This window comes from Stenotrophomonas panacihumi (assembly GCF_001431645.1).
GTDB lineage: Bacteria > Pseudomonadota > Gammaproteobacteria > Xanthomonadales > Xanthomonadaceae > Stenotrophomonas_A > Stenotrophomonas_A panacihumi.
This window is the reverse complement of record NZ_LLXU01000075.1, coordinates 24,964-49,006: the sequence shown is the minus strand read 5'-3', so window position 1 is coordinate 49,006 and position 24,043 is coordinate 24,964. Positions and strand designations below refer to the sequence as shown.

Sequence of the window (24,043 nt, the reverse complement as noted above, 5' to 3'; positions counted from 1 at the left end):
AGATGTGTATAAAGGACAGGGTACGGCCCCAGCCCCCGCCGCCTGGACCACGAACTGGCCGCCTGGCGCGTCAGCCATGCGCTGGGGCCGTACCAGCACCTGCACTTCGAACGCGAGGTGGCGCCGATCCTGCAGGCCGCGTGCGAGGCCTACCGCGAATATCCCGGGCAGGAAAGGCGGATGTGGCGGCATCTCAAGCGCCAGCTGGCCCGCCAGCAGGCCGTGCATTCCACGAATGAGGAGCTGCGTCGGATTGCCCGGGATTGCTGGGAGGATTTGCAGCGCGCGGTGGATTGAGCCGCGCGCCGGACGCTCTGCTACCTTCTGCCGCAAGCCGCTTCCGGCCGGCAGGAGGAGCGAAGGATGCGCACTTTTCTTTGTTTGGCTTTGCTCTTCCTGGGAGGCGTGATGCCTTTGGCCCAGGCAGCCGAAGCCGTGCCAGCGCGATTGCAATCGCTGGCGTGGTTGCTCGGCAGCTGGGAGCGCGAAGGGTTGCGCGAAGGCAGCAGCGGCGTGGAGACGTGGCAGGTGGTGGGCGATGCGTTCGTCGGCAGCGGCAAGCGGCTGAAGGGAACGACCGTGGCGTTCGAGGAGAAACTGCGGTTGGAGGCCAACGGCACGGACGTGTTCTACGTGGCGGACGTGGCGGAGAACCCACAGTCGGTGCGGTTCCGGATGGTGGAGCAGGCCGGGACGTCAGCGGTATTCGAGAACCCGGCGCACGATTTCCCGAAGCGGATCGCCTATCGGCTGGAGGGCGACCAACTGGTGGTGGTGACGTCCGGGGATGGGCGCGAGGTGACGTTCCGGTTCAAGCGAGTGGCCGCATCGCGATGACGGGCGACGTGCCCTGTCCCCGCTTGGTTTGAGCCGGGGCCGGGCATAGAGTCCGGGGCATCGCGCGTTCCTTCGACACGGCAAGAGGTCCACCATGAAGTGGCTCCTGTTTGTCCTGCTGGCTGTTTCCGCTACCGCGTCCGGTACCGACAACGCCTCCGTGGCGCAACGGCTGCAACGCGCCAATGACGGCATCGCCGCCGACTGGCGAAGTTCCGATGCGGCGTCGTTCGGCGAACGGTATGCCGTCGAGGCGACGCTGATGCCCGAGCACAGCGCCGTGCGGCGCGGCACCCCTGCCATTGCCGACTACTACGCTGCGCTATTCGATGCGGTGCGGGTCGAGGATTACCGGCGTGCGTCCCACGATGTCGTGGTGTACGGCCAGCATGCCGTGCAGACGGGACGCTATACGCTCGCGTTTTCGCATGCGAATGCGGCGAGCACGACGTTCGAGGGGAAGTTCATGGCGCTGTGGGACTTGAGCGCGCCGGAGCCACGACTGGTCTGCGAACTGTGGGGGGCGGATGCGCCGTTTGATCCGGCGCTGTGGCCGCGGATCACTGCAGCTTTGACAGCGGATGCCCAGCCGGCGGATGCCGATGCTGCGCTAGTCCGCGAAATCTCGGCACGCAATGCGCTCATCGACAGGCTGGTGACGGAACGGCACGGTGCCGAGCACGCTGAACTGTTCTTTCCGAATGCGATCTATTTGACCTACTACACGCCGATGCGCGTGGGCGAGGCGCAGATCCGCGACTACTTCATCGAGCATGAGAAGCCTGGGGATGTGACCATCGAGTCACTGGAGCTGCGCAGCGGGAAGCTCCATCCGCTGGAAGGCCATGAGGTCGTGCTGGAGGAAGGCTTCTACCGTGTGGGCTGGCGAGCCGGAGACGCGCATGGCGTGGTGGACGGCAAGAGCCTGAATCTGTGGAAGCGGGATGAGGCCGGGAGGCTGAAGCTGTTCCGGCAGGCGGTGAATCACGATTGAGGATGGCCGGAAGGCCGAAACGAAAAAGCCGACCCAAGGGGCCGGCTTTCGTTCACTTCGTGCGCGGAGAGCGCACCTCCATGCCTCTCCTCCAGATCGAACTGCCGCAAGTCGCTGCCGGCGCCCTGCTAGACGCTGCCCGCGCCGCCAGCCTGACGCCCCAGGAGCTGGTGATCGACGCGCTGCGCGCGCTGCCGCTGTTCCAGGCCGCGCTGCGCCGTCGCCCGGAAATGGCGCTCTCTGGCGACCTGTCCATCCCAACCGAGACCGCCCATGTCTGACAAACCGGAAGTCCCCGAATCGCTCCTGCAGCTCGAACGCCTGCGCGTGCTGAGCGTCGCCTATTACGGCGCGTCGCGCGCGCTGACCGAACGCGCCAACGACCTTCGCCGCCACCGCCGTTCGCTGGAACAGGAGATCCAGGATCTGGGCAACTACTTCGACGGCAGCCAGCCGCACATCATGCCCGGCGAACGCCGGTACACGTCGCGCGGCAGCGTTGACGCGACGGTCAAAGCCAAGACCGAGGCGGCACGCCAACAGGTCGCCGCCATCGACGCGATGCTCGAGATCGTAGAGAAGGCAAAGCGCGACCACGACGAGAACAGAGGCGATGCCGCCGCCTTCCAAGCCGCCCAGCAGCACATGCGCAGCACGCTTGTGGCCTGGGGCTTTGAGAACCACTGAGGAGCAACCATGCCCGACTTCAACAAAGACGTGAGCCGCCTGCGCAGCCAGATCACCGCGCTCAAGGAACAGCTGGAAGAGCAGGAGAACGGCGTACTGCCTAAGGCGGCTGCGCTGCAGCGAGCGGAGGCCAGCGTGTATGCCTTCGCCGCCGACGTCGACTTCCCCGCCCATTACTTCCTCGATCAGGAGCGCAGCCACCTGGTCAACCCGACGCCTCACGGCGCCAACGGCGCCTATGCGCTGCTGTGCAAGCTGTTCCCGGAACAGATCATCGGCCTGCTCAAAGGCGAGATCGAAGCCGCCTACTCCCGCGGCGTGACGATCGCTGATGACAAGGAGCGCGGGAAGATGGAGGCCAAGCTCGGCGAGCTTGAACGCCAGGAGGAGCGCACCATCCGGGAAGCTGCCGCCGCCGGCGTTCGCATCGCCCGCCGCGCTGACGTTAGTCCAGAGACGCTGCTAGCAGCGGACTAGAACACCCGCGCACGCTCGGAGCGCGGTGGTTTTGGCGGGAGGGCTGCCCACTGGAGCGGCCTTTTCGCGTATTAGCTAAATGCCCCCTCCCCTCTAGGCCGATTGCCTGCAGTCTCAAGCTATGCGACGCTTTTCGAGCATAACAGGGAGGACGCAAGGATGGCGGCGACGGAACTACTGGGACCAGGTTGTTATCGAGGCTATTTGGCTCATATCGGCGAAGGTAGCGACGCCTCTACGCACAAAGCCCTTGTCGCCTTCCACGGTCAAACTGAGCCTTCTCAGGCTTATGTCAAGGTCTACTGCGCAGCAACAGCACCTCGAGGTCTCGCCAATGAGTTCATCGGCTACGCACTAGCTAAGGCAGCCGGGCTCGAGGTGCCAGCCAAATCAGCGATCTTGAGGCTAAACCCGAGCCAGAGCCTCTTTCTTCCCAGCGGCATGTCGCCGCAGCTCGACACACAAGGAAATGTTATCGCTTGGTGTGTAGAGGAGCTTTCAGGTGAGAGCCCAAAACAACTACTTACCGCGGATGCAGCAGCATACGCACCACTTGCCGAAGAAATCAGGAAATGGCCACAACTTGCTGATACCGTTGCCCTTGACGACTGGCTGGTGAATGAAGATAGAAACCTCGGAAATCTAATCAGAATAGGTCCACGCAGGTTCGCGCTCATTGATCACGGGCGAGTCTGCACAGGCCTCGCTTGGAATCGCCCCTTGGATCGCGCTGTGGTCGATACGATCAACAAGCTCGCACTGATCGCTTGGGGCAATCCTCTGACCAAAGAAGCGCCTCCCCCATCACATTCACAGCTTTTCGAGTCGATTAACAAGCTGGCTGAAGCCTTGGCCTCCGCAGAAATCGAGCTCGACCATTGGCTTCCCCAGCTTATGGGTCCAGAAGACGAGTCTGACGTTAGAGGCTTTCTGGACGTGCGGACCTCGTTCTTGCCGCCGCACTACCAAGCCGAGTTTGGACTCATCGCATGATCACTCTGAATTTTGGAACCGAGCCTCTGCAGGTCAACGAGCTCAGTGGAAGCTGGCAGAGTGTTCGGTGGCTGCCAAACTTGGCTACGGGCGAGACACTGAACATTGGCGTGCTTTTCAAGGAAGGCAGCGGCGCGACTCACACGCGCTTTCTCGAATCGTTTGACAGAATTCGCTGCATGTATGACGACGCACTCGCGTCCCAGGCCAAGTTCCTCGTGGCAATGGTCAGGCAGGCAATCCTTTCAGGGAGCGCCCTTCCCAGTCCTAATGTCTTTCTTTCGGAGCCCAAATACGCTTCCGGCCACTCCGCCGACCAGATCACCGACAGCCTCTTCCTGCATACGGTACCGCTGGCGCGCGCTCGTAGAATTCGCAAACTGGATCGGACCGTGGTTCCTCAGCACACTGCTGACGTTAGGCACATTGTCTTTGCAGAGATGAGACGGATTGGAGGACTGCATGCTGATCGGATCATCAGCAGCGAGCGGCGGTTCGCTGTTCAAGATGGCGAAAGGACGCATTTTTTAGACATACCACTTCAAACAGATAAAGCGCTCGGAACCATAATCTCCACGCAGTACGCAGCAAGGAGCGCCGAACTCCAACTTCTTCGCGCAGACAATGATCTTCAGATTGCGAAGCGGCTGTATCGCCAAGATCGCCTCCTGATGTACGTCGTGAGAGGCGAGCCTTCCGTGGAAGCTGAGAGGTTCGATGATTTGCTGGGAGATTTTCGATGGAAATTCAGCAAACTAGGCGTGGAGATGAAGGATTACTCAGAGCCTTCACTCGTAGCTGCGGACGTTCTTGAGGATATGAAAATCGCTTAGTTCGCGATCATTGCGAGGGGCGCGCATATCCAAACTCAAGGGCAATGGGTCTACCGCCATCGCCGTGTGATATCCGCGTCGCCATCACGGAAAGCCTGCTGCATCGGTGGCGACTAGACTATCAACCAAACGACCGCGGCGGAGCCCTGGAACCTACAAGTGTGGAATTTTCGACCAGCGACCGAAAATGTACGCTGTCGATCTCCACAGTCTGCCCCTCTAGCCGATAGCTATCAGAGACGTGTAAAAAATGGCGTTGAGCGAGTCGGCGAACCGGCTCCAATTCTTCGTGGGTGGAACCGAATTCCTTGAGATGCACTGAATAGACATGCCGATCCACGAACACCTTTAGGACGCGCTTTTCGTCGGCGTCGAGGTTCCGGTATGCGGAGTAGAGGATGCTATCTACAACATTCGGCGAAGGAATGACTTTGTTTTTAGCCCAGCCGGCCAGGCGAGCAATCAGGTCGAGTACCAGAAAGGAACATGCTAGTACGCAACCCAGCCAAAGGCCTGGTAGGTAGGGCTGTAGTACCACTGGCAGAACTTCTAGGTAGGCGAGGGCAAGCAGAACTCCTGTACCCAACGCAATCGTCGCTGCACCCTTGGAAATACCCACCTTCAAGAGCACGTCAATCCACTTATCCATGGATCACTCCCCCCGCGCAATAAACGCACTTATAGCGCACTTACGAAAAAGCCGACCTCTCGGCCGGCTTCCGTCTGATCCATCTTTCCCCTGATTCCTCAGGTACTTAGATGGTGGGCGGTACAGGGTTCGAACCTGTGACCCCTACCATGTCAAGGTAGTGCTCTACCGCTGAGCTAACCGCCCGGTAAGCCCGGCAACACATTGCGCGTTGCGGGGCGCGCATTCTAGCCCAGCCGCGCGACGCAGGGCAATAGCCCGCGACGCCCCGCGTGCCGGGCTCGCCTCAGGCCAGGCTGGCCGCCTTCAGCTTCTGGATCTGGTCGCGGATCTGCGCGGCCTCCTCGAACTCCAGGTCGCGGGCATGCTGGTACATCTGCTGCTCCAGCGCCTTGAGCTTGTTGGCGATCTCCGCCGGCCCCAGCGCCCGGTAATCCGCCGGTTCCTCGGCCACCACGCGCCGGCCCTTGCCCTTGCCGCGCCCGCTGGCACCCTCCTCGCGCGCGCCTTCCAGGATGTCGGCGATCGGCCGCGCCACGGACTTCGGCACGATCCCGTGCTCCTCGTTGTACTCCACCTGCTTCTGCCGGCGGCGGTCGGTTTCCTCGATCGCCGCCTTCATCGAACGGGTCATGTTGTCCGCATAGAGGATCGCCTTGCCGCGCAGGTTGCGCGCGGCGCGGCCGATGGTCTGGATCAGCGAGCCGGTCGAACGCAGGAAGCCCTCCTTGTCCGCGTCCAGGATCGCCACCAGCGACACCTCCGGCATGTCCAGGCCCTCGCGCAGCAGGTTGATGCCCACCAGCACGTCGAACTTGCCCAGGCGCAGGTCGCGGATGATCTCCACGCGCTCCACCGTGTCGATGTCCGAATGCAGGTAGCGCACGCGGATGCCGTGCTCGCCGAGGTACTCGGTGAGGTTCTCGGCCATGCGCTTGGTCAGCGTGGTCACCAGCACGCGGTCACCCATGGCGATGCGCTTGTTGCACTCGCTCATCAGGTCGTCGACCTGCGTGCCGACCGGGCGGATCTCCACTTCCGGGTCGACCAGGCCGGTCGGGCGCACCACCAGTTCGGTGATTTCCTCGCCCGATTCGCGCAGCTCGTACGGCCCCGGCGTCGCCGAAACATAGATGCTGCGCGGCGAACGCTCCTCCCACTCCTCGAAGCGCAGCGGACGGTTGTCCAGCGCCGAAGGCAGCCGGAAGCCGAACTCCACCAGCGTCTCCTTGCGCGAACGGTCGCCCTTGTACATCGCGCCGATCTGCGGAATGGTCACGTGCGATTCGTCGATCACCAGCAGCGCGTCGGCCGGCAGGTAGTCGAACAGGGTCGGCGGCGGCTCGCCCGGGCCCTTGCCGGTGAGGTGGCGGGAATAGTTTTCGATGCCGTTGCAGTAGCCGACCTCGGCCATCATCTCCAGGTCGAACTGGGTCCGCTGCGCCAGGCGCTGCGCTTCCACCAGCTTGTTCTGCGCGTACAGCACTTCCAGCCGCTGCTTGAGCTCGTCCTTGATGGTGTCGATGGCGCTGAGCGTGCGCTCGCGCGTGGTGGCGTAGTGGGTCTTCGGGTAGACGGTGTAGCGCTGCATCACGCGCATCGTCTCGCCGGTGAGCGGGTCGAACAGGGTCAGCTTCTCGATGTCGCCATCGAACAGCTCGATGCGCAGCGCCTCGGTATCCGATTCGGCCGGGAACACGTCCACCACTTCGCCGCGCACGCGGAAGGCGCCGCGGGTGAGCTCGAATTCGTTGCGGGTGTACTGCAGGTCGGTGAGGTGGCGGATCAGCTGGCGCTGATCGATGTGCTCGCCCACCGAGAGGATCAGCCGCAGCGAGAGGTAGTCTTCCGGCGCGCCGAGGCCGTAGATCGCCGAGACCGTGGCCACCACCAGCGCGTCACGCCGCGAGAGCAGCGTCTTGGTCGCCGCCAGCCGCATCTGCTCGATGTGTTCGTTGATCGAACTGTCCTTCTCGATGAAGGTGTCCGAGGACGGCACGTAGGCTTCCGGCTGGTAGTAGTCGTAATAGCTGACGAAGTACTCCACCGCGTTGTGCGGGAAGAACGCCTTGAACTCGCCGTACAGCTGCGCGGCGAGCGTCTTGTTTGGCGCCATCACCAGCGTCGGCTTCTGGATCTGCTGCACGACGTTGGCCACGGTGTAGGTCTTGCCCGAGCCGGTGACGCCCAGCAGGGTCTGCTTGGCCAGGCCGGCTTCGAAATTGGAGACCAGCTTCTCGATGGCCTGCGGCTGGTCGCCGGAGGGCGAATAGGGGGAAACGAGCTGGAAGCGGTCGCTCATGGAACGTGCCTCGGAAACGATTGGTCAGTATAGCGATGGGGCGATGACGGACGCGCGAGGCATGCGCCTACGCGAGGGAACGCTGTGGCCCGATGGAGGGAGGCCGACGGCCTGCTGAAACTGGCCTGCCCATTACGCGGAGTTCCGCATGCAACGCCAAGCCGGCTTCACCCTGGTCGAACTGCTCGTCACCCTGGCCGTGCTGGCGGTGCTGCTGGGCGTCGGCGTGCCGGCATTCCGTGGCAGCCTAGAACGGCAGCGCATCAGCGCGGCGATCTTCACCGTCGCCGCGCAGTTCGCCACTGCCCGTAACTCGGCCATCACCAGGCGCGAGGTGGTCAGCCTGTGCCCCTCGCCCGGCGGCGAGGGCTGCGCCGAAGGGCTGGACTGGAGCAGCGGCTGGCTCATGTATGGGGGCGCGCATCGCGCTTCGCAACCGGAAAGCCCCGAGGCCGTGCTGCGCCATTTCCCGCCGCCCGGGCATGCCAGCCTGCGCGTGCATTCCAGCACCGGGCGCCGCGCCCTGCACTTCCTGCCGGATGGTCGCAGCGCCGGCAGCAACCTGCGCCTGCGCATCTGCCTGGGCGGCGCGCTGCGCGGGGAAGTCGTAGTGAACAACCTCGGGAGGATCCGCTCGCGGCGGCTGCCCGGCTGGCAGACCTGCGATGGCTGACGCGGCCCCCTCAGTGCACGCAGGCCAGGTACGCCGTGAGCGTCAACAAGGAAAGCACCGTGGATGCCAGCACCACCGAGGAGGTCACGCTGGCCTCGCGCCGATAGAACTCGGCCACCATGAACGGCCCGGTGCCGGTCGGCAGCGCCGCCAGCAGGACGGCCACGTGTGCCTGCGGCGGCGGCAGGTGGAACAGCTGGGTGGCCAACGCCCAGGTCAGCAACGGCTGCGCCACCAGTTTGAGGGCCACGAGCCCGGCGACGGTTCGCCGCGCGGAGGCCTGCATCGTCCGCGGCTCGGCGAGGAACAACCCCAGCGCCACCAGCGCACACGGCGAGGCCGAGGCGCCCAGCAGCTTCAGGAAACTCTCCACCGGCGTGGGAACCTGCTGGCCGGCCAGCAACACGAGCGCCCCCAGCACGGGCGCGACCAGCAGCGGGTTGCGGGCAAGCCGCCCACCGATGCTGGCGAGCATCCGGCGCGGATGCCGCTCTTCCTGCAGCCCGGTCTCGATCAGCACCAGCGCGATCGCGAACAACACGCACACCGTGAGGATCGTCGCCACCAGCGTCGCGGGCAGCGCGCCCTGGCCGTAGAGCGCGGCCGCCAGCGGGAAGCCGATGAAGCCGGTATTGGCGTAACCGGCATTGAGTCCATCGATCGCCGCATCGGCCAGCGGACGGCGCCTCAACCGCAGCAGGACCGTGCCAACGAAGACCACCGCCGCCCCCAGGCCGAACGCGCCAATGAAATCTGGCTGCCACAGCTCGGCCCAGTGCGCATTGGCCACCACGTCGAACAGCAGCGCCGGCAAGGCGAGGTAGACCACATAGCGGTTGAGCTCGCCTGTAGCATGGGGGCCGAGCGCGCCGGTGCGGCGGGCGAGCCAGCCGGCCAGGATCAACGCGAAGATCGGCAGGACGATCGCCAGGAGGGAAAGCATGATGTCGCCGTGCGGAAAACCGACGCAGGCTATCGGGCGACCTCCACGCCGGCCAATACCTTCTCATGCACTGATCGATACCGCTTCCGCATCATGATCGACCTCCGGCAAATGCGTTACTTCGTGGCGGTCGCCGAGACCCTGCATTTCGGCCGCGCCGCCGAGCGCCTGCACGTGAGCCAGCCACCGCTGAGCCGGCAGGTCGCCGCGCTGGAACGCTCGCTCGATGTGCGGTTGTTCGAACGGCATTCGCGCCAGGTACGGCTGACCCCGGCCGGGCAGCGTTTCCTGGAGGACGCGAAGGCCGTGCTGGCCAGTTTCGACGAGGCCTGCCGCAGCGCGCGGCTGGTCGAGCGGGGCGAACTGGGCGAGCTGCATCTGGGCTTCATGATGCACGCGGCATTGAGCTCGGTGCCGCCGCTGACGCGGGCGTTCGTCTCGCGCTACCCCCAGGTCCGCCTGCACCTGCGCGAGCAGTTGCCCGCTGCGCTGGTGGAATCCGTGCTCAAGGGCGAACACGACGCCGGCATCGGCTTCCTGCCCGGCAAGCGCAAAGGCCTCGAGAGCCGCCCCATCCATCGCGAGCCCCTGTGCCTGGCCATCCCGGCCGAGCATCCGCTGGCCACCGGGGAAGAGGCGGTGGAGGCCGAGGCGTTGTCGGGCGAGGCGCTCATCACCGTTCCCGCCGACATCGTGCCCACGCTACGGCACGCCATCGACCACTGGTTCGCCGCGGCCGGCGTCACGCCGACGATCCGCCTGGAAGTGCAGCTGCAGCACAGCATCGTCAGCCTGGTGGCCGAATCGCTGGGCCTGGCCCTCGTCCCGGCCTCGTTGCGCCGGCTGGGGCTGCCCGGCGTCGCCTTCCGTGCGCTGGCCGAAGCGCCCACCATCGAGCAGGTCGTCTTCTGGCGCGCACACAGCCGCAGCCCGGCCCTCAACGCCTTCCTGGATGTCGCCCCCCGGCTCGACGAATGACCCCACGCCTCGTTTGCCTGTAGGCTGGCGCCCACACCACGCGGAGGGCGCGGTATGGATGGCACGGTTCGATCGCCGCACGCGCCGCAGGGGCGTGCGCTGCGGCGCGTGGGATGGGCACTGCTGTGGCTGGTCGTCGCGTGGTTCTGTGGCGAATTCCTGCTGATCGCCTACGGCAAATACCGCCACCTCGGGTCCGAAGCGTATGCCTTGTTCGCCGAACGGCACGGCTGGCTGTGGACCCATCTGGCCGGCGGCGCGATCACCCTGCTGCTCGGGCCCGTGCAGTTCCTCTCTCCCTGGTGGCGCTCGCGCCCTCGCCTGCATCGCTGGATCGGGCGCACGTTCCTCATCGGCATGCTGGTCGCCTGCACGGGCGCAACCGGGCTGATCGCCACCTCCCCTGCCCCGTTCGGCATACGCCTGGCGTTCGCCAGTACCGCGCTGGCGTGGCTGACCTGCGCCTTGCTCGGCCTGCGGGCGATCCTTCGCGGCCACGTCACCCTGCATCGCCGCGCGATGACCTGCTGCTACCTGGTGACGTTGGCGCCGGTGACGTTCCGCCTGATGATCCGAATCCCGGGCCTGATGACGCTGGCCGCGCCCCCGACGATGATCGCCACGCTGCTGTGGGTGAGCTGGGTGCTGCCGCTCGTGGTCTATCTGGTCGGGCGCCGCGTGGTGGCGCTGCCGGCGCTGCGACGCACCGGCGTGCTGGCCGATACGCGGCCGGCCGCCTGAGCCGTCCGCCCCGCCTTCAGCGCAGCGGCTTGACCAGCAACAGCACGCACAGCGTCAGCATGAACACCGCGACCAGGCCATCGAGGATGCGCCAGGCCCTCGGCTGGCGGAACAGCGGCAACAACAGCCGCGCGCCGAAGCCCAGCATCGAGAACCACAACACGCTGGCCAGGCATGCCCCCACGGCGAAGGCCCACTGCGCGGCGCCGGGATAGCGGGTGGAGAGGCTCCCCAGCAGGATCATCGTGTCCAGGTACACGTGGGGGTTCAAGAACGTAAAGGCGAGGCAGGCAACGAGCGTTCCGCGCCAACTGCCGCCCGAATCCGCGCCGGGCGCCAATGCGCCGCTGCCCGTCCACGCGCGCCTCGCCGCCAGCAGGCCGTAGCACAGCAGGAAGGCGGCGCCGCCGAAGCGGAACACATCCAGCACGACCGGCCAAGCCTGCACGATCGCCCCGATCCCGGCCACGCCACAGAGAATCAGCATGATGTCGCCCAGCGCGCACGTCGCCACCACCAGCGCGACGTGCCGCTGCTGCAACCCCTGGCGCAGGACGAAGGCGTTCTGCGCGCCGATGGCGACGATGAGTCCGGCGCCGGACAGGAAGCCGGCGAGCGTGGCGGTGGGCAGCAGCATGAGGGCATCCCAAAAAGGATGCCCATGCTGGCGTGCCTACGACCTTCCGCCAAGCCCCCGGCGCGCGGTGGCGCGTGTCTTCAGCGGCCCGGGCCCTTCGCGGCAGCGTCCATGATGTGCTCCACCACGGCATCCACATTGAAGCTCGACGACTTCTGCCGTGGCGGGAAGTCCTTGAAGGTACCCAGCCACTTCGCCACCACGGCCTGGGCAGGCACGATGTAATACAGCTGGTTGGACGTCTGGAACGGCATCCCGCTCTCGTCGGCGCGCTCGAACGGATCGCTGCGCAGGTTGTAGGCACGCGGGATGCGGTAGTTGGTGAATTCCTGGGTCCAGACATCCAGCCCCTTGCCCATCTGCTGCAGGAAATTGAGCTTGATGTTCTTCAGGCGGATGCCGCACAACTGGCCATCATCGTTCCAGTAGATGAATTCCTGCCGCGGCCATGCATCCCCTTCCGCCTTGCCGGGCTCGGCATTGCCTTGGGGCGGGCGCGGGCCGCTCCGGTGCGCCTTGAATGCGTCGAGTAGGTTGTAGCCGTCCAGGTGCACGTGGAAGGTCTTGCCATTGGCGGTGTACGTGCCTTCCTTGCACTTCTGCTTGACGTCCGCGTCGCCGGCGGCGGCCGCGAACGTCACCATCAGGTCCTCGTGCGCGCAGACGTCATTGACCACGCTGCCCGGCGCGATGACGCCCGGCCAGCGGATCACCATCGGCACGCGGAACGCGCCTTCCCAGTTGGTCGCCTTCTCGCCGCGGAACGGGGTCTGGCCACCGTCCGGGTAGCTGAGCACTTCGGCGCCGTTGTCGGTGGTAAACACCACCACCGTGTCGTCGGCGATGCCCAGTTCATCGAGCTTGTCCAGCAGCTGTCCCACGTAGCCATCGAGCTCGACCATGCCGTCGGGATAGATGCCCAGGCCCGTCACGCCTTGCGAGGCCGGCTTGAGGTGCGTCCACACGTGCATGCGCGTGGTGTTCATCCAGCAGAAGAACGGCTGCCCGGCATTCGCCTGGCGTTCGATGAAATCCAGCGCGCCGCCGAGGAATTCCTCGTCCACCGTCTCCATGCGCTTCCTGGTCAAGGGCCCGGTGTCCTCGATGCGCTGCCGGCCCACGACGCCCCAACGCTTCTCGTCGCGGGTGTCCTCCTTGTCGGTCGCCCAGGCCTTGAGCACGCCGCGCGGGCCGAACATCTCCTTGAACCGCGGGTCCTTCGGATACATCGGATCTTCCGGCTCCTCCTCGGCATTGAGATGGTAGAGGTTGCCGAAGAACTCGCTGAAGCCGTGCACCGTGGGGAGGAACTTGTTCTTGTCGCCGAGATGGTTCTTGCCGAACTGGCCGGAGACGTAGCCCAGGGGCTGCAGGATCTCGGCAATGGTCGGGTCCTCGGGCTGGATGCCGATATCCGCGCCCGGCAGGCCCACCTTCGTCAGCCCGGGACGGATCGGGCACTGGCCGGTGATGAAGGCGGCGCGGCCGGCCGTGCAGCTTTGCTGGCCGTACCAGTCGGTGAACAGCGCCCCTTCATTGGCGATGCGGTCGATGTGGGGCGTCCAGTACCCCATCATGCCGCGGTGGTAGCAGCTTGGATTCATCCAGCCGATGTCGTCACCCATGATGACGAGAAAGTTGGGCTTCTTGGCGGAGGCCATTGCGGTTCTCGCAGGAACGGAGGGCTGGGATCCTATGCTCGATGGCGCCGCGGTTCGTCGGAAAATCTACGGCCGCGCCGCCAGTAAAAATGCTGGCGGAATCGCGCCAGCGATCCTGTTAGGCTGAACGCATGCTCGGCCCTTCCCCCCTCGCTGCCGCATCGCGCGTCGAAAACCTGCGTCAGCTGACCCGCGATACGCATGCGCGGCTGGATCATGCGGTCATGGCCCAAGGCATCTTCCGCGACCGCGCGCGCTTCGCCGGCTTCCTGCGCATGCAGCACGGCTTCCACGCCGATATCGCCCCGCTGTATGCGCGTGCCGACCTGCTGGCCCACTTTCCGGATCTCGCGGCGCGCACGCGCCTTGACCTCGTCGCCGCGGACCTGTGCGCGTTGGGCGGTGACCTGCCGCCGCCACGCCGCGAGTTGCCGGCATCGTCGCTGCCGCTTCCCGCCGCGCTGGGGTGGCTCTACGTCGCCGAGGGTTCGAACCTGGGGGCCGCGGTCATCCTCAAGCTCGCGTCATCGCTGGGACTGGGCGTGCATTTCGGTGCCTCGCACCTCGCACCCGCGGCCGAGGGCGTGGCCAACCACTGGCGTCGCTTCACCTCGGCGCTCGATGCCGTCGCCCTGGACGCGCACGAGGAAGCCGACGTCGTGGCCGGCGCACGCGCCGCCTTCACGCGCGTCCACGTGCACCTGCGCGAAGCATTCGCCTGATCTTCACGCGCCTTCGCGCGCCCGATGCGTGCAGGTGGGAATCATGGGGAGATTCCGGCAAGATGCCGGGACGCCGGAATACGCGACATTCCCGCCGATGCGCGCACTTTGCCGAACGTGGCGCAGTCGCCTCGCGCGCCGGGAAAGCGCGGTCCGCAACAGGAGCCCCGAATGCCCCCAGACACCGTGCTTGACCCGACGCTGGACCTTTCCGCCTGCGCGCGTGAGCCCATCCATACGCCCGGCGCGATCCAGCCCTACGGTCTGCTGCTGGTGGTCGATCCTTCGCGATGGGTGGTGATCGAACGCGCGGTGGCCGATCCCGCGCTGGTCGAGGCATTCGGTGATCCGCTGGGGCAACCGCTCGACCAGGTGCTCGGCGGCGCATTGGCACACGCGCAGGCCACGCTTGCCGCGCTCGCGCCGGACACCTCCGCCTTCCTCGGCGCCCTGAAGCTCGGCGAGGCCGGCCCGCATCACACGCTGGCGCACCGCTCGACCCACTGCCTGCTGGTCGAGATGGAGGCGCCCATTGCCGGCGAGCCCGGCTCGCTGGAAGACCTGTACCCGGCGATCCGGCAGTTCATGGCCGAGATCGAGAAGGCCACCAGCGTGGCCGAGCAGTGCGCCATCGCCAGCGAGCACGTGCGCACCCTGGCGCAGTTCGACCGCACGCTGGTCTACCAGTTCGACAAGGAATGGAACGGCGTGGTGGTGGCGGAGGATCGCAACGAGATCCTGCCGTCGTACATGGACCTGCGCTTCCCGGAATCCGACATCCCCGCCCAGGCGCGCGCCCTGTACCAGCGCAACCGCGTGCGCCTGATCGCCGATTGCGATTACGTGCCGGTGCCGCTGCTGCGCGATGGCGCACGCGCCGACGAACCGCCCACCGACCTCAGCGCGTCGGTGCTGCGCAGCGTCTCGCCGGTGCACCTGCAGTACATGCGCAACATGGGCACCGGCGCCTCGATGTCGGTCTCGCTCATCCGCGAAGGCCAGCTGTGGGGATTGATTTCCTGCCATAACCGCGCCGCCCGCCGCGTGCCGTACCACGTGCGTACTGCCTGCGAGTTCATCGGCCAGATCCTCTCGCTGCAGATCGCACTCAAGGAACGCGCGCTGGCGGTGGAAGAACGCATCGCCCGGCGCGCCATCCAGGTGCGCCTGCTGGCGCGCATGGCCGGCGACGAGGATTTCATGGCCGCGCTGGGCCGCGACCCGGAGAGCCTGCTGGCGCTCACCGGTGCCGGCGGCGCGGCCATCGTCCATCGCGGCGTCTGCGTGATGCTGGGCGACTGCCCCAGCCAGTCGCAGATCCTCGACCTCGTCCACTGGCTCACGCTGCACCACGGCGATCAGGACGTGTTCTGGACCGAGAAGCTGCCCGCGGCCTGGCAGGAGGCTGACGCCTTCTGCGGCCCGGCCAGTGGCGTGCTCGCCATCTCCATCTCCCAGCTGCACGACAGCTTCGTGCTGTGGTTCCGTCCCGAGGTGGTGCGCACCGTGCGCTGGGGCGGCGACCCGCGCCACAAGGCGCAGGCCCAGGTGCTGACCCCGCGCATGTCCTTCGAGGCGTGGAAGCAGACCGTGCGCCAGCAGTCGCTGCCCTGGCAGGAAGTGGACCGCGATTCGGCGCTGGAACTGCGCACCGCCATCGTCGACATCGTGCTGCGCAAGGCCGAGGAAATGGCCGAGCTCAACGAGCAGCTCCTGCGCAGCAACAAGGAGCTCGAAGCCTTCTCCTATTCGGTGAGCCACGACCTGCGCGCCCCGTTCCGCCACATCGTCGGTTACTCCGAACTGCTCGGCGCCTCGGCCGGCGAGCGCCTGGACGACACCGAGCGCCGCTTCCTGGCCACCATCGTCGAATCGGCCAAGTCCGCCGGCACGCTGGTCGACGACCTGCTGAGCTTTTCGCAGATGGGCCGCTCCACCCTGGGCCTGGCGTCGGTGGACATGGGCGTGCTCGCCGAGGACGTGCGCAGCAAGCTCGACATGGAATATGCCGGCCGCTCGATCCAATGGCGGATGGCCAAGCTGCCGCGCGTGGAAGTGGACCCGGCGATGCTGCGCCTGGTCTGGCAGAACCTGCTCTCCAATGCCATCAAGTTCACCCGCCACACGCCCGAGCCGGTGATCGAGATTGGCCATGCGCGCACCGAACACGAGGACATCTTCCACGTGAAGGACAATGGCTGCGGGTTCGACCCGCGCTATGTCGACAAGCTGTTCGGCGTCTTCCAGCGCCTGCATCATGCCGACGAGTACGAGGGCACCGGCATCGGTCTGGCCAACGTGCGCCGCATCATCGACCGCCACGGCGGCCGTACCTGGGCCGAGGGCGAACTCGGCAAGGGCGCCACCTTCCACTTCACCGTTCCCTTCTTTTCCGGAGCCGATACATGAGGGACCTGCGCCCGATCCTGCTGGTGGAAGACAACCCGAAAGATGCCGAACTGACGCTGGCCGCGCTCGCCCGCTGCCAACTGCTCAACGAAGTCACCCATGTGCGCGACGGGGCCGAGGCGCTGGACTACCTGCGCTCGGAAGGCGCCTATGCCGGCACCCATCACGGTGGGCCGGTCGTCGTGCTGCTGGATCTCAAGCTTCCGAAACTGAACGGTTTAGAAGTTCTCGCCGAAGTCCGCAAAGACCCCGCCCTGAGCAGTACCCCCGTCGTTATGCTCACGTCCTCCAAAGAGGAGCGTGACCTGGTGAGGAGCTACGAGTTGGGCGTGAATGCCTTTGTCGTCAAACCGGTGGACTTCAAGGAGTTCTTCGAGGCCATCCAGGGCCTGGGCATGTTCTGGGGCATCACCAACCAGCCGCCGCCGCATCGCACGCCGCCGGCCGGGTCCTTCCGCGGCAATGGCTGAGGCGCAACATCCCGCGCCGATCCGCATCCTCATGCTGGAGGACAGCGCGCTCGACGCCGAACTCATCGTCGCCCAACTAAAGCGTGCGCACCTGGCGTTCACCACCGAACGCGTGTGGACGCGGGACGATTTCCTGCGCGCCATCCAGGATGGTGGCCATGACGTGATCCTGGCCGACCACGTGCTGCCCGGCTTCGATGGCGATACCGCGCTCACCCTCGCCCGCGAGCACGCGCCGGAGATTCCCTTCATCTTCGTCTCCGGCACGTTGACCGAGGAACTGGCGGTGCAGGCGTTGACCCGTGGCGCGCGCGACTATGTCGTCAAGCAGCGCCTTCAGCGCCTGCCCGACGCCGTGCTGCGCGCACTGGCCGAACGCGAGGAACGCGCCCGGCTCGCGCACGCCGAGGCCGAACTGCAGCAAAGCCGCGACCGCCTGCAGCTGATCACCGATTCGCTGCCCGCGCTGATCACCCACTTCGGCACGGACCACCACTTCCGCTTCGTCAACCATGCCAGCCTGGACTGGTATGGCGTGCCGCCGGAGGCGCTGGTCGGCCAGTCGATCCAGCAGGCCATCGGGCAGGACGCCTTCGAGCGCGCCCGTCCGCACCTGGAACGCGTGCTGCGCGGCGAACGGGTCAACTTCGAAACCCACCTGCCGCGTGCCGATGGCTCGGTGCGTTACGCGCAGGTAGACGGCGTGCCGGAGCACGATGCGCACGGCGCCATCACCGGCTATTACACCCTGGCCCGCGACATCAGCGACCTCAAGCGCGCGGAACTGTCGCTGCGGCAGATCAACGAATCACTCGAACACCAGGTGCTGGCCCGCACCGCCGACCTGCGCCGCAGCGAGAGCCGCTTGCAGGCCGTGTTCCAGTCCAGCTTCCAGCACCAGAACCTGCTGACGATCCATGGGGACATCGTGCAGGCCAACGTCGCTTCGCTGGCGGCGATCCTCTCCACGCTGCCGGAGGTGGCCGGACAGGCCTTCGCCGATTCGGCGTGGTTCGCGGCCACGCCGGGCGCGCCGGAGCTGATCCGCGCGGCGGTCGCGGCGGCCGCGCAGGGGCATGAATCGCGCCATGAACTGGAACTGCAGCTGCCCACCGGCACGCGCAGTTTCGACTTCTCGTTCCGGCCGCTGCAGGACCCGGATGGCCAGGTCTCGGCCATCGTGTCCGAAGCGGTGGAAACCACGGCGCGCCGGCAGGCCGAAGCCGCGCTGCGGCAGAGCCAGAAGATCGAGGCGGTCGGCCAGCTGACCGGCGGCATCGCCCACGACTTCAACAACATCCTGACGATCATCGCCGGCAACATCGAGCATGCGCGGATGATGATCGACCACCTCGGCGACACCGCCGCGCGGCCGGCGCGCGCGCTGGACAACGCGATGCGCGGCGTATCGCGCGCCGCCTCGCTGACCCAGCGCCTGCTCGCCTTCGCGCGCCAGCAGCCGCTGCAGAGCCAGGCCGTCGATATCGGCGCGCACATGCACGGCATGCAGGACATGCTGCAGCGTGCGCTGGGCGAACTGGTGCGGCTGGAGGTCGATGTCCCCACCGATGCGTGGTGCGTGGAGCTGGATCCGGCGCAGCTGGAAAGCGCCATCCTCAACCTGGCGGTGAACGCGCGCGACGCCATGCCCGAGGGCGGCGTGTTGTCCATCGAAGCGGGCAACGTGCATCTGGACGAGGACTACGCCGCCCACCACCCGGATATCGCCGAGGGCGACTATGTCCGCCTGCGGATTCGCGACACCGGGCATGGCATGTCGCACGAGACCATGACGCGCGTGTTCGAGCCGTTCTTCACCACCAAGGAAGTGGGGCGCGGCACCGGGCTGGGACTGCCGATGGTGTATGGCTTCGTCAAGCAGTCCGGCGGCCATGTGCTGCTGGAGTCGACGCCGGGCGTGGGCACGATGGTCACGCTGCTGTTCCCGCGTTCGGACCTGCCCTTGCCGCTGTCTCGCGAAGATGCTGCACCGCTGATGGCCGGCGTCGATGCGCCGGAGGAGACGCTGCTCGTCGCCGAAGACAATGACGACGTGCGGGCCTATACGGTCGAAGCGCTGCGGCACCTGGGCTATCGGGTGCTGGAGGCGCATGACGGCGCCTCCGCTTTGCGGCTGCTGGAACGCCCGGACGTGCGCGTGGACTTGCTGCTTTCGGACATCGTGATGCCCGGCATGAGCGGCTGGGAGCTCACCCAGCAGGCCAAGCTGCGCAAGCCGGACCTGCGCGTACTGCTGACCTCCGGCTATCCACGCGACATGGCCGCGCACGGTAGCGTGGCGCGCGGCATGAGCCTCCTCGCCAAGCCGTTTACCCGGGCGGACCTGTCGGTTGCGGTACGCAAGGCGCTGGAGATGCCGGTGGGGGAGACGCATGTGGTGGGGGCTGCGCCGTAGGACATGGCGAGGCCGGAGGCTTGCGGTGGCCCGCAAGCCCCCCCGACGCCGGATGGCGTCAGTTCGTCCGCATCGTCTCCAGCTCCTTGAGCCGCTTCATCGCATCCTGCTGTTGCAGCAGGCCGTAGTTGATGCCGGCGGCGTTGAGCGAACTGCCGGTCTGGTAGGGGTAGTCGCCGAAGTCGGAGAAAAACTGCTTGATCAGTCCCTGGATCGGCACCAGCAGCCACATCTGCTGGCCGAGGAACTGGGTCGCCCCGCCCCCCTCTTCCATGCCGCGCTCGTAGGGATCCATCCGCAGGTTGGCGATCGTCGCCCAGGAGGTCACCTCGCGCGTTGCCGTGGCGATGTTGCCATGGCTGGCGACGGCAAAACTCACCTTCCAGTCCGCATAGCGCACCGCGTTGAGGTTGCCGCCCTGGTCGAAGTAGTACAGCGCCTTTCGGGGCCCTTCCTTTTCCTTGCCCTGGAAGTACGGCCCGAAGTCGTGGCCATCCAAGTGCACCTTGAAGGTCTTGTCACCCGCCTTGAAGCCCTTCTTCATCTTGCCCACGACGTCGTCCACGCCCGCCGCCGCGCAGAGGGTCGGGAACCAGTCGATCAGCGAGATGATGTCGTTGTAGGCCGTGCCAGGTTTGATCACGCCCGGCCAGCGGGCCATCATCGGGATGCGCATGCCGCCTTCCCAGGTGGTGCCCTTCTCGCCGCGGAACGGGGTCATCGCGCCATCGGGCCACAGCGCGATCTCGGCGCCGTTGTCGGTGGTGTAAACCACGATGGTGTCGTCGGCGATGCCCAGCTTGTCGAGCTGGTCCAGCAGCTGCCCGACATGCCCGTCATGCTCGACCATGCCATCCGCATGCAGCCCCTTGCCGGTCACGCCATCGGATTCGGGCTTGAGGTGGGTGAACACATGCATGCGCGTGGTGTTGAACCAGACGAAGAACGGGGTGTCGTCCTTCACGCTCTTGTCGATGAATTTCTGCGCGGCGCCGAGGAACTCCTCGTCCACCGTGGGCATGCGCTTCTTGTTGAGCGGGCCGGTGTCTTCGACCTTGCCGCCGGCGTGGGAATGGATAACGCCGCGCGGCCCGTACTTCTTCTTGAACGCGGGATCCTTCGGATAGAAATAGCCTTCCGGCTCCTCTTCGGCGTTGAGGTGGTAGAGGTTGCCGAAGAACTCGTCGAAGCCGTGGTTGGTCGGCAGGTGCTGGTCCTGGTCGCCCAGGTGGTTCTTGCCGAACTGGCCGGTCGCGTAGCCCGCGGTCTTCAGCACGTCGGCAATAGTGGGCATCCACTCGGCGATGCCATGGGGGTCGCCGGGCATGCCGATGGTCAACAGGCCGGTGCGGAAGGGCTCCTGCCCAAGGATGAACGAGGCGCGCCCCGCGGTGCAGCTCTGCTGGCCGTAGGAATCGGTAAACAGCGCACCCTCGTTGGCGATGCGATCGATGTTCGGGGTCTGGTAGCCCATCAGGCCGCGGGTATAGGCACTGATCTGCGGGATACCGATGTCGTCACCGAAGATGACGAGGATGTTGGGCTTCTTGGAACCGGGCATCACGGACACTCCACGGGCAAGGGAGTGGCCAGCTTGGGCCGCGGTGAATACTTTTTCTTCGGTAAGTTTGCCGTTCTTGATGCCGTAGTTTTACTTACAACGCCGACAGCTCGGTAACGATCCCATTACCACATCTGGCGCATGCGCCTTCGACGAATACGCGACCGTCCTCTTCGTATTCCGTTGGGTTAGCCAAGCCGATATCGGCCTCCTGACAAATATCGCACCACGTATTTTGAAGAACGAACGCCTGGTCCAAGGGCGCTCGCGCCGAGAAATCCCTGTCGCGTTTCATGAAGAGCCTCCGAGGCCGGATACCAGAGTGGACTAACCAGTGTTCAGTGGACACCCGGCGCTGCCCTGCGCGTAGCGTCGTCCAAACGTTACCGCTAACGATCCACGAACGATCCGACATCCGCAATCCGCACGCTGCCCACGTGGTGGGCCCCCTCCCAGATCGTCCATGAACCGAACGCCATGAGGGACTCGATATCGTGGTAGTACGCGAGGATCCGGACGTGAGCGCGCCCGACCGTGCCGGGATCAACGTGGCCGTCGTGGAAAGTGACGTGCCCCAGGAAATACTCGCCCGTCAATGGGTGCTTGTGGTTTGGGCGATAGTCCGAGCGCTTTCGGCTGGATGCTGGAAGCAGCGTGACTTCTATCTCAAGCTCTACGATCGATTGTTCCATAGGCACCCGCTACCCAAGTGAACCTGGTTGTCGGGCGCACGCGAGCCATGTGCTCTCCCCCGATCTTCAGGCCTCATGCGGTTGATCCCCTAGACAGCAAGCGGCCGACGCTACAGCGGATCTCGAACCTGGGTCGGAAGCGCTGATCTGCTTCCCGAACGTCCCCAGCCGAAGCCAACAAAAAAGGCCTGCAGTTGCCTGCAAGCCTTTCATGTATTTGGCGCCCGAAGTTGGACTCGAACCAACGACCCCCTGATTAACAGTTATAGCCACTTTGATTTTCAATCAAGTACTTAGGGCGGCCTCTTTTCCCCGCCACCTCATGGTATCTCCGGCAGGGGTTGGCGCGTATCGGCATTTTTCCCACTCCTTCTCGGGGCTGGGTAATGGGCACCGGGTCAAGTCGATGACTCCACTTCATGCATTGAAGTCAAGCCTTCACTCTCTGCAGCCCTCACCACCCTACGCCATCCCGATACAGCGCGCTGGATTCACGGGCGACGGAGGGACCCGAGCAAAGGAACGCCAGATAAACAGCCCCTTCAAGGAAAGCGCTCTCGCACCGAATCAGCGCATGATGCGCTTGCGCGTAGACTCTAGGTTGGGCGCTTCTCAGCCGTGCTCCCCGTCCTCACCCCTGAGATCCTTCGAATGGCGGATCAAATGGACCGCACCTGATGCGGACGGAGGCTTTATGAAAACGCTCTATGCAGCGCTTCGATCCAAGTCGGCTCTCTTCCTCCGCTGGATTGCCCCGACGTTCTTGGCCCATGTGGCATTTCGCCCCCATGAGGATGCGTTCTCAATGAGCGCGTCGCTTGTACCATCCAAGCAGCGAACATTGTTGTTGCCGAAGGGTTCCTACCGGTTAAGCAAGTGGTTGCGCGGCTGGCGTCTTCAATAGCCGCGCCTAGACCGCTCATCCGCAGATCTCCATTCAACGCTTACTTGATCATCCTCTCAGGGCATCTTCTTTCGCTGCGTAGAGAAGTACCGTGCCCTCGTCTTGGGTAGCCCGCCTTACGGACTCCAGCCAGCGCATTGCCGCACCCTTGTTTCCGATCATCTTGCCCAAGTCATCTCCCAAGCAGTCAGCACAGATCCGTCCGCCGGGACTAGTGCGTCCGCATCGGCTGCAGGAGGCCATGGTTGTGGTCGCAGCCGGTCGCAGCTGGTGAACAACAAGCCCCATCAACTCACTAGCCTGCGTGCGCCTGGACATCTCAAGCCCTCAATCAGATCATAAAAAAGGCCGCGCTTCCGCGCAGCCTCCCTTTGCAGCCATCAGCTTCTTCAGTCAGAAACGCGTTCTTCAGTCAGAAACGCGCGCGTTACGGCTTGCGTTGGGTCGGCTTATCGCCTTCCTTATCTTCAGCCGGACGAGAATTCTCCTGCTGCTGCTGACGCTGCTTCTCGACATCACTCTGGGGGCGAGTTTCGCCCTCCTGCGGCTTCGTATTGCGATCATTACTGGACATCATCTACTCCTAGGCGGTGAGATCACCGCAACCCCACGCTGCGCCTTTTGCTGTTACCGCAGAGTGAGCCCTCGGAGGAAGGGGTTGCCGCCGCACCCTTCACGTTCTCACCTCCCCGAGCAAATAGCTCGCATTACGGGAGAGTGCTGGCGGGAATTGTAGCGCGGCCGCTCAGATCGCTTGAACAGTTCACAGACCTCGCAAAGCACATCACGCCGAAGGGGTATGTCGTTAACACGACTACGCCTACGTTGGTCCTCCACAAGACAAATGTTGGAGTGAGAGCACAATGGCGATCAAGACCATCGAAGACCTCTTCATTCACGAGCTTTCGGACATCTACAGCGCTGAGAGGCAGCTGACGAAGGCTTTGCCCAAGCTTGCGCGGGCGTCAAGCAATCCCGAGCTCAGCACGGCCTTCGAGACGCACCTCGAAGAGACGCAAGGCCAGGTAGAGCGAATTGACCAAGTCGTGGAGCTGCTAGGTGTGCGCCTTAAGCGCATCAAATGCGCCGCAATGGAAGGTCTCGTGGAAGAAGGCAAGGAGATCATCGACTCCATCGAAGAAGGCCCCCTGCGCGACGCGGCCCTGATTGGCGGTGCCCAGAAGGTTGAGCACTATGAAATCGCCGCGTATGGCACCTTGGCCGCGCTCGCCAAGCAGCTGGGCTACACGGACGCTCTCCCCCTTCTGCTGGACACGCTGAAGGAAGAGAAGTCGACGGATGAAAAGTTGACCCTTCTCGCCAAGTCCGGTGGCAATGCGCAGGCGGCTGCTTCAAGCCGAGCAGCGGCGTGATATTAGGACAGGGGAATGCAGGACGGTCCTCGGGGGCCGCCCTGCAGCTGCTCGTCTGACTCAGCCTCTATGCACCGGCGCCACGCCTTCA

25 protein-coding genes and 1 tRNA gene are annotated in these 24,043 nt (G+C 65.0%); 16 read left to right on the top strand and 10 right to left on the bottom strand.

The window, feature by feature from the left end; translation table 11 throughout:
• The first annotated feature begins 117 nt into the window (after positions 1-117).
• From ARC20_RS09105 to ARC20_RS09075, 8 genes are all read left to right on the top strand, one after another.
• Positions 118-297, top strand: coding sequence for a hypothetical protein (locus ARC20_RS09105; RefSeq protein ID WP_057646464.1), 180 nt, complete (start codon positions 118-120; stop codon positions 295-297).
• Positions 298-363: 66 nt separating this feature from the next.
• Entirely contained in the window at positions 364-837 is a 474-nt protein-coding gene (locus ARC20_RS09100) for a DUF6265 family protein (RefSeq protein WP_057646463.1), read from the top strand.
• A gap of 94 nt (positions 838-931) precedes the next feature.
• A complete protein-coding gene (locus ARC20_RS09095; protein WP_057646462.1) occupies positions 932-1,831 on the top strand; it encodes a YybH family protein in 900 nt (299 codons plus the stop codon).
• 80 nt (positions 1,832-1,911) lie between these two features.
• Complete coding sequence (locus ARC20_RS09090) at positions 1,912-2,112, top strand: hypothetical protein (protein WP_057646461.1); 201 nt, start codon at positions 1,912-1,914, stop codon at positions 2,110-2,112.
• Positions 2,105-2,518, top strand: a complete 414-nt coding sequence (locus ARC20_RS09085) for a hypothetical protein (protein WP_057646460.1) — start codon at positions 2,105-2,107, stop codon at positions 2,516-2,518. The genes ARC20_RS09090 and ARC20_RS09085 overlap by 8 nt, the downstream gene beginning before the upstream one ends.
• Before the next feature lie 9 nt (positions 2,519-2,527).
• The gene (locus ARC20_RS09080; RefSeq protein WP_057646459.1) at positions 2,528-2,995 is read left to right on the top strand and encodes a hypothetical protein; all 468 of its coding nucleotides are present in this window, start codon (positions 2,528-2,530) and stop codon (positions 2,993-2,995) included.
• A 159-nt stretch (positions 2,996-3,154) separates the two neighbouring features.
• Positions 3,155-3,988: a hypothetical protein gene (locus ARC20_RS18305; RefSeq protein WP_146165818.1), complete on the top strand. Its 834-nt coding sequence runs from the start codon at positions 3,155-3,157 to the stop codon at positions 3,986-3,988.
• Positions 3,985-4,821, top strand: coding sequence for a DUF3037 domain-containing protein (locus ARC20_RS09075; RefSeq protein ID WP_108143387.1), 837 nt, complete (start codon positions 3,985-3,987; stop codon positions 4,819-4,821). Before ARC20_RS18305 ends, ARC20_RS09075 begins: the two co-directional genes overlap by 4 nt.
• Positions 4,822-4,942: 121 nt before the next feature.
• Here the strand turns inward: ARC20_RS09075 and ARC20_RS18300 are convergent, their stop codons facing one another.
• The 3 genes from ARC20_RS18300 to uvrB all read right to left on the bottom strand — a co-directional run bounded on the left by ARC20_RS18300 (position 4,943) and on the right by uvrB (position 7,772).
• Positions 4,943-5,470 carry a hypothetical protein gene (locus ARC20_RS18300; protein WP_146165817.1) on the bottom strand — a complete coding sequence of 176 codons (528 nt, stop codon included), beginning with the start codon at positions 5,468-5,470 and terminating at the stop codon, positions 4,943-4,945.
• A 111-nt stretch (positions 5,471-5,581) separates the two neighbouring features.
• Positions 5,582-5,656 (bottom strand) — tRNA-Val (locus ARC20_RS09070).
• 100 nt (positions 5,657-5,756) lie between these two features.
• Complete coding sequence (gene uvrB / locus ARC20_RS09065; RefSeq protein WP_057646457.1) at positions 5,757-7,772, bottom strand: excinuclease ABC subunit UvrB; 2,016 nt, start codon at positions 7,770-7,772, stop codon at positions 5,757-5,759.
• Between the two features lie 148 nt (positions 7,773-7,920).
• Between uvrB and ARC20_RS09060 the strand changes: the two genes are divergently transcribed.
• Positions 7,921-8,445 carry a GspH/FimT family pseudopilin gene (locus ARC20_RS09060; RefSeq protein WP_057646456.1) on the top strand — a complete coding sequence of 175 codons (525 nt, stop codon included), beginning with the start codon at positions 7,921-7,923 and terminating at the stop codon, positions 8,443-8,445.
• Positions 8,446-8,455: 10 nt separating this feature from the next.
• Here the strand turns inward: ARC20_RS09060 and ARC20_RS09055 are convergent, their stop codons facing one another.
• The gene (locus ARC20_RS09055) at positions 8,456-9,388 is read right to left on the bottom strand and encodes an AEC family transporter (RefSeq protein ID WP_057646455.1); all 933 of its coding nucleotides are present in this window, start codon (positions 9,386-9,388) and stop codon (positions 8,456-8,458) included.
• 93 nt (positions 9,389-9,481) lie between these two features.
• Here ARC20_RS09055 and ARC20_RS09050 point away from each other — a divergent pair, with 93 nt between their 5' ends.
• Both ARC20_RS09050 and ARC20_RS09045 read left to right on the top strand, forming a co-directional pair.
• A complete protein-coding gene (locus ARC20_RS09050; protein WP_057646454.1) occupies positions 9,482-10,366 on the top strand; it encodes a LysR substrate-binding domain-containing protein in 885 nt (294 codons plus the stop codon).
• Positions 10,367-10,420: 54 nt separating this feature from the next.
• Entirely contained in the window at positions 10,421-11,107 is a 687-nt protein-coding gene (locus ARC20_RS09045) for a DUF2306 domain-containing protein (RefSeq protein WP_057646453.1), read from the top strand.
• Positions 11,108-11,123: 16 nt separating this feature from the next.
• Here the strand turns inward: ARC20_RS09045 and ARC20_RS09040 are convergent, their stop codons facing one another.
• Positions 11,124-11,741 (bottom strand): LysE/ArgO family amino acid transporter, encoded by a 618-nt coding sequence (locus ARC20_RS09040; protein ID WP_057646467.1) that lies wholly within the window; start codon positions 11,739-11,741, stop codon positions 11,124-11,126.
• An 83-nt stretch (positions 11,742-11,824) separates the two neighbouring features.
• Positions 11,825-13,405: an arylsulfatase gene (locus tag ARC20_RS09035; RefSeq protein WP_057646452.1), complete on the bottom strand. Its 1,581-nt coding sequence runs from the start codon at positions 13,403-13,405 to the stop codon at positions 11,825-11,827.
• A gap of 131 nt (positions 13,406-13,536) precedes the next feature.
• Here ARC20_RS09035 and ARC20_RS09030 point away from each other — a divergent pair, with 131 nt between their 5' ends.
• From ARC20_RS09030 to ARC20_RS09015, 4 genes are all read left to right on the top strand, one after another.
• Complete coding sequence (locus tag ARC20_RS09030) at positions 13,537-14,127, top strand: biliverdin-producing heme oxygenase (protein WP_057646451.1); 591 nt, start codon at positions 13,537-13,539, stop codon at positions 14,125-14,127.
• 171 nt (positions 14,128-14,298) lie between these two features.
• Positions 14,299-16,536, top strand: a complete 2,238-nt coding sequence (locus tag ARC20_RS09025; protein ID WP_057646450.1) for an ATP-binding protein — start codon at positions 14,299-14,301, stop codon at positions 16,534-16,536.
• Entirely contained in the window at positions 16,533-17,006 is a 474-nt protein-coding gene (locus ARC20_RS09020; RefSeq protein ID WP_057646449.1) for a response regulator, read from the top strand. The genes ARC20_RS09025 and ARC20_RS09020 overlap by 4 nt, the downstream gene beginning before the upstream one ends.
• The gene (locus ARC20_RS09015; RefSeq protein WP_057646448.1) at positions 16,999-19,422 is read left to right on the top strand and encodes a response regulator; all 2,424 of its coding nucleotides are present in this window, start codon (positions 16,999-17,001) and stop codon (positions 19,420-19,422) included. The genes ARC20_RS09020 and ARC20_RS09015 overlap by 8 nt, the downstream gene beginning before the upstream one ends.
• Before the next feature lie 58 nt (positions 19,423-19,480).
• Here the strand turns inward: ARC20_RS09015 and ARC20_RS09010 are convergent, their stop codons facing one another.
• From ARC20_RS09010 to ARC20_RS18520, 4 genes are all read right to left on the bottom strand, one after another.
• Positions 19,481-20,983, bottom strand: coding sequence for an arylsulfatase (locus ARC20_RS09010; protein WP_081418110.1), 1,503 nt, complete (start codon positions 20,981-20,983; stop codon positions 19,481-19,483).
• Positions 20,984-21,077: 94 nt separating this feature from the next.
• The gene (locus ARC20_RS18775) at positions 21,078-21,278 is read right to left on the bottom strand and encodes a hypothetical protein (RefSeq protein ID WP_081418109.1); all 201 of its coding nucleotides are present in this window, start codon (positions 21,276-21,278) and stop codon (positions 21,078-21,080) included.
• Positions 21,279-21,372: 94 nt separating this feature from the next.
• Complete coding sequence (locus tag ARC20_RS09005; protein ID WP_146165816.1) at positions 21,373-21,675, bottom strand: hypothetical protein; 303 nt, start codon at positions 21,673-21,675, stop codon at positions 21,373-21,375.
• A 1,331-nt stretch (positions 21,676-23,006) separates the two neighbouring features.
• Entirely contained in the window at positions 23,007-23,153 is a 147-nt protein-coding gene (locus ARC20_RS18520; RefSeq protein ID WP_161809478.1) for a hypothetical protein, read from the bottom strand.
• A 289-nt stretch (positions 23,154-23,442) separates the two neighbouring features.
• Here ARC20_RS18520 and ARC20_RS09000 point away from each other — a divergent pair, with 289 nt between their 5' ends.
• Positions 23,443-23,952 carry a YciE/YciF ferroxidase family protein gene (locus ARC20_RS09000; RefSeq protein ID WP_057646445.1) on the top strand — a complete coding sequence of 170 codons (510 nt, stop codon included), beginning with the start codon at positions 23,443-23,445 and terminating at the stop codon, positions 23,950-23,952.
• Positions 23,953-24,043 lie beyond the last annotated feature (91 nt).

Bases quoted from the DNA above. Each gene is read 5' to 3' on its own strand.
- ARC20_RS09085 (WP_057646460.1), top strand. From the start codon at position 2,105: ATGTCTGACAAACCGGAAGTCCCCGAATCGCTCCTGCAGCTCGAACGC.
- ARC20_RS18520 (WP_161809478.1), bottom strand. From the start codon at position 23,153: ATGTCCAGTAATGATCGCAATACGAAGCCGCAGGAGGGCGAAACTCGC.
- ARC20_RS09025 (WP_057646450.1), top strand. From the start codon at position 14,299: ATGCCCCCAGACACCGTGCTTGACCCGACGCTGGACCTTTCCGCCTGC.
- ARC20_RS09005 (WP_146165816.1), bottom strand. From the start codon at position 21,675: ATGGAACAATCGATCGTAGAGCTTGAGATAGAAGTCACGCTGCTTCCA.
- uvrB (WP_057646457.1), bottom strand. From the start codon at position 7,772: ATGAGCGACCGCTTCCAGCTCGTTTCCCCCTATTCGCCCTCCGGCGAC.
- ARC20_RS09045 (WP_057646453.1), top strand. From the start codon at position 10,421: ATGGATGGCACGGTTCGATCGCCGCACGCGCCGCAGGGGCGTGCGCTG.
- ARC20_RS09035 (WP_057646452.1), bottom strand. From the start codon at position 13,405: ATGGCCTCCGCCAAGAAGCCCAACTTTCTCGTCATCATGGGTGACGAC.
- ARC20_RS09050 (WP_057646454.1), top strand. From the start codon at position 9,482: ATGATCGACCTCCGGCAAATGCGTTACTTCGTGGCGGTCGCCGAGACC.
- ARC20_RS09075 (WP_108143387.1), top strand. From the start codon at position 3,985: ATGATCACTCTGAATTTTGGAACCGAGCCTCTGCAGGTCAACGAGCTC.
- ARC20_RS09010 (WP_081418110.1), bottom strand. From the start codon at position 20,983: ATGCCCGGTTCCAAGAAGCCCAACATCCTCGTCATCTTCGGTGACGAC.
- ARC20_RS09080 (WP_057646459.1), top strand. From the start codon at position 2,528: ATGCCCGACTTCAACAAAGACGTGAGCCGCCTGCGCAGCCAGATCACC.
- ARC20_RS09090 (WP_057646461.1), top strand. From the start codon at position 1,912: ATGCCTCTCCTCCAGATCGAACTGCCGCAAGTCGCTGCCGGCGCCCTG.
- ARC20_RS09100 (WP_057646463.1), top strand. From the start codon at position 364: ATGCGCACTTTTCTTTGTTTGGCTTTGCTCTTCCTGGGAGGCGTGATG.
- ARC20_RS18305 (WP_146165818.1), top strand. From the start codon at position 3,155: ATGGCGGCGACGGAACTACTGGGACCAGGTTGTTATCGAGGCTATTTG.
- ARC20_RS09060 (WP_057646456.1), top strand. From the start codon at position 7,921: ATGCAACGCCAAGCCGGCTTCACCCTGGTCGAACTGCTCGTCACCCTG.
- ARC20_RS18300 (WP_146165817.1), bottom strand. From the start codon at position 5,470: ATGGATAAGTGGATTGACGTGCTCTTGAAGGTGGGTATTTCCAAGGGT.
- ARC20_RS09095 (WP_057646462.1), top strand. From the start codon at position 932: ATGAAGTGGCTCCTGTTTGTCCTGCTGGCTGTTTCCGCTACCGCGTCC.
- ARC20_RS09015 (WP_057646448.1), top strand. From the start codon at position 16,999: ATGGCTGAGGCGCAACATCCCGCGCCGATCCGCATCCTCATGCTGGAG.
- ARC20_RS09030 (WP_057646451.1), top strand. From the start codon at position 13,537: ATGCTCGGCCCTTCCCCCCTCGCTGCCGCATCGCGCGTCGAAAACCTG.
- ARC20_RS18775 (WP_081418109.1), bottom strand. From the start codon at position 21,278: ATGAAACGCGACAGGGATTTCTCGGCGCGAGCGCCCTTGGACCAGGCG.
- ARC20_RS09055 (WP_057646455.1), bottom strand. From the start codon at position 9,388: ATGCTTTCCCTCCTGGCGATCGTCCTGCCGATCTTCGCGTTGATCCTG.
- ARC20_RS09000 (WP_057646445.1), top strand. From the start codon at position 23,443: ATGGCGATCAAGACCATCGAAGACCTCTTCATTCACGAGCTTTCGGAC.
- ARC20_RS09020 (WP_057646449.1), top strand. From the start codon at position 16,533: ATGAGGGACCTGCGCCCGATCCTGCTGGTGGAAGACAACCCGAAAGAT.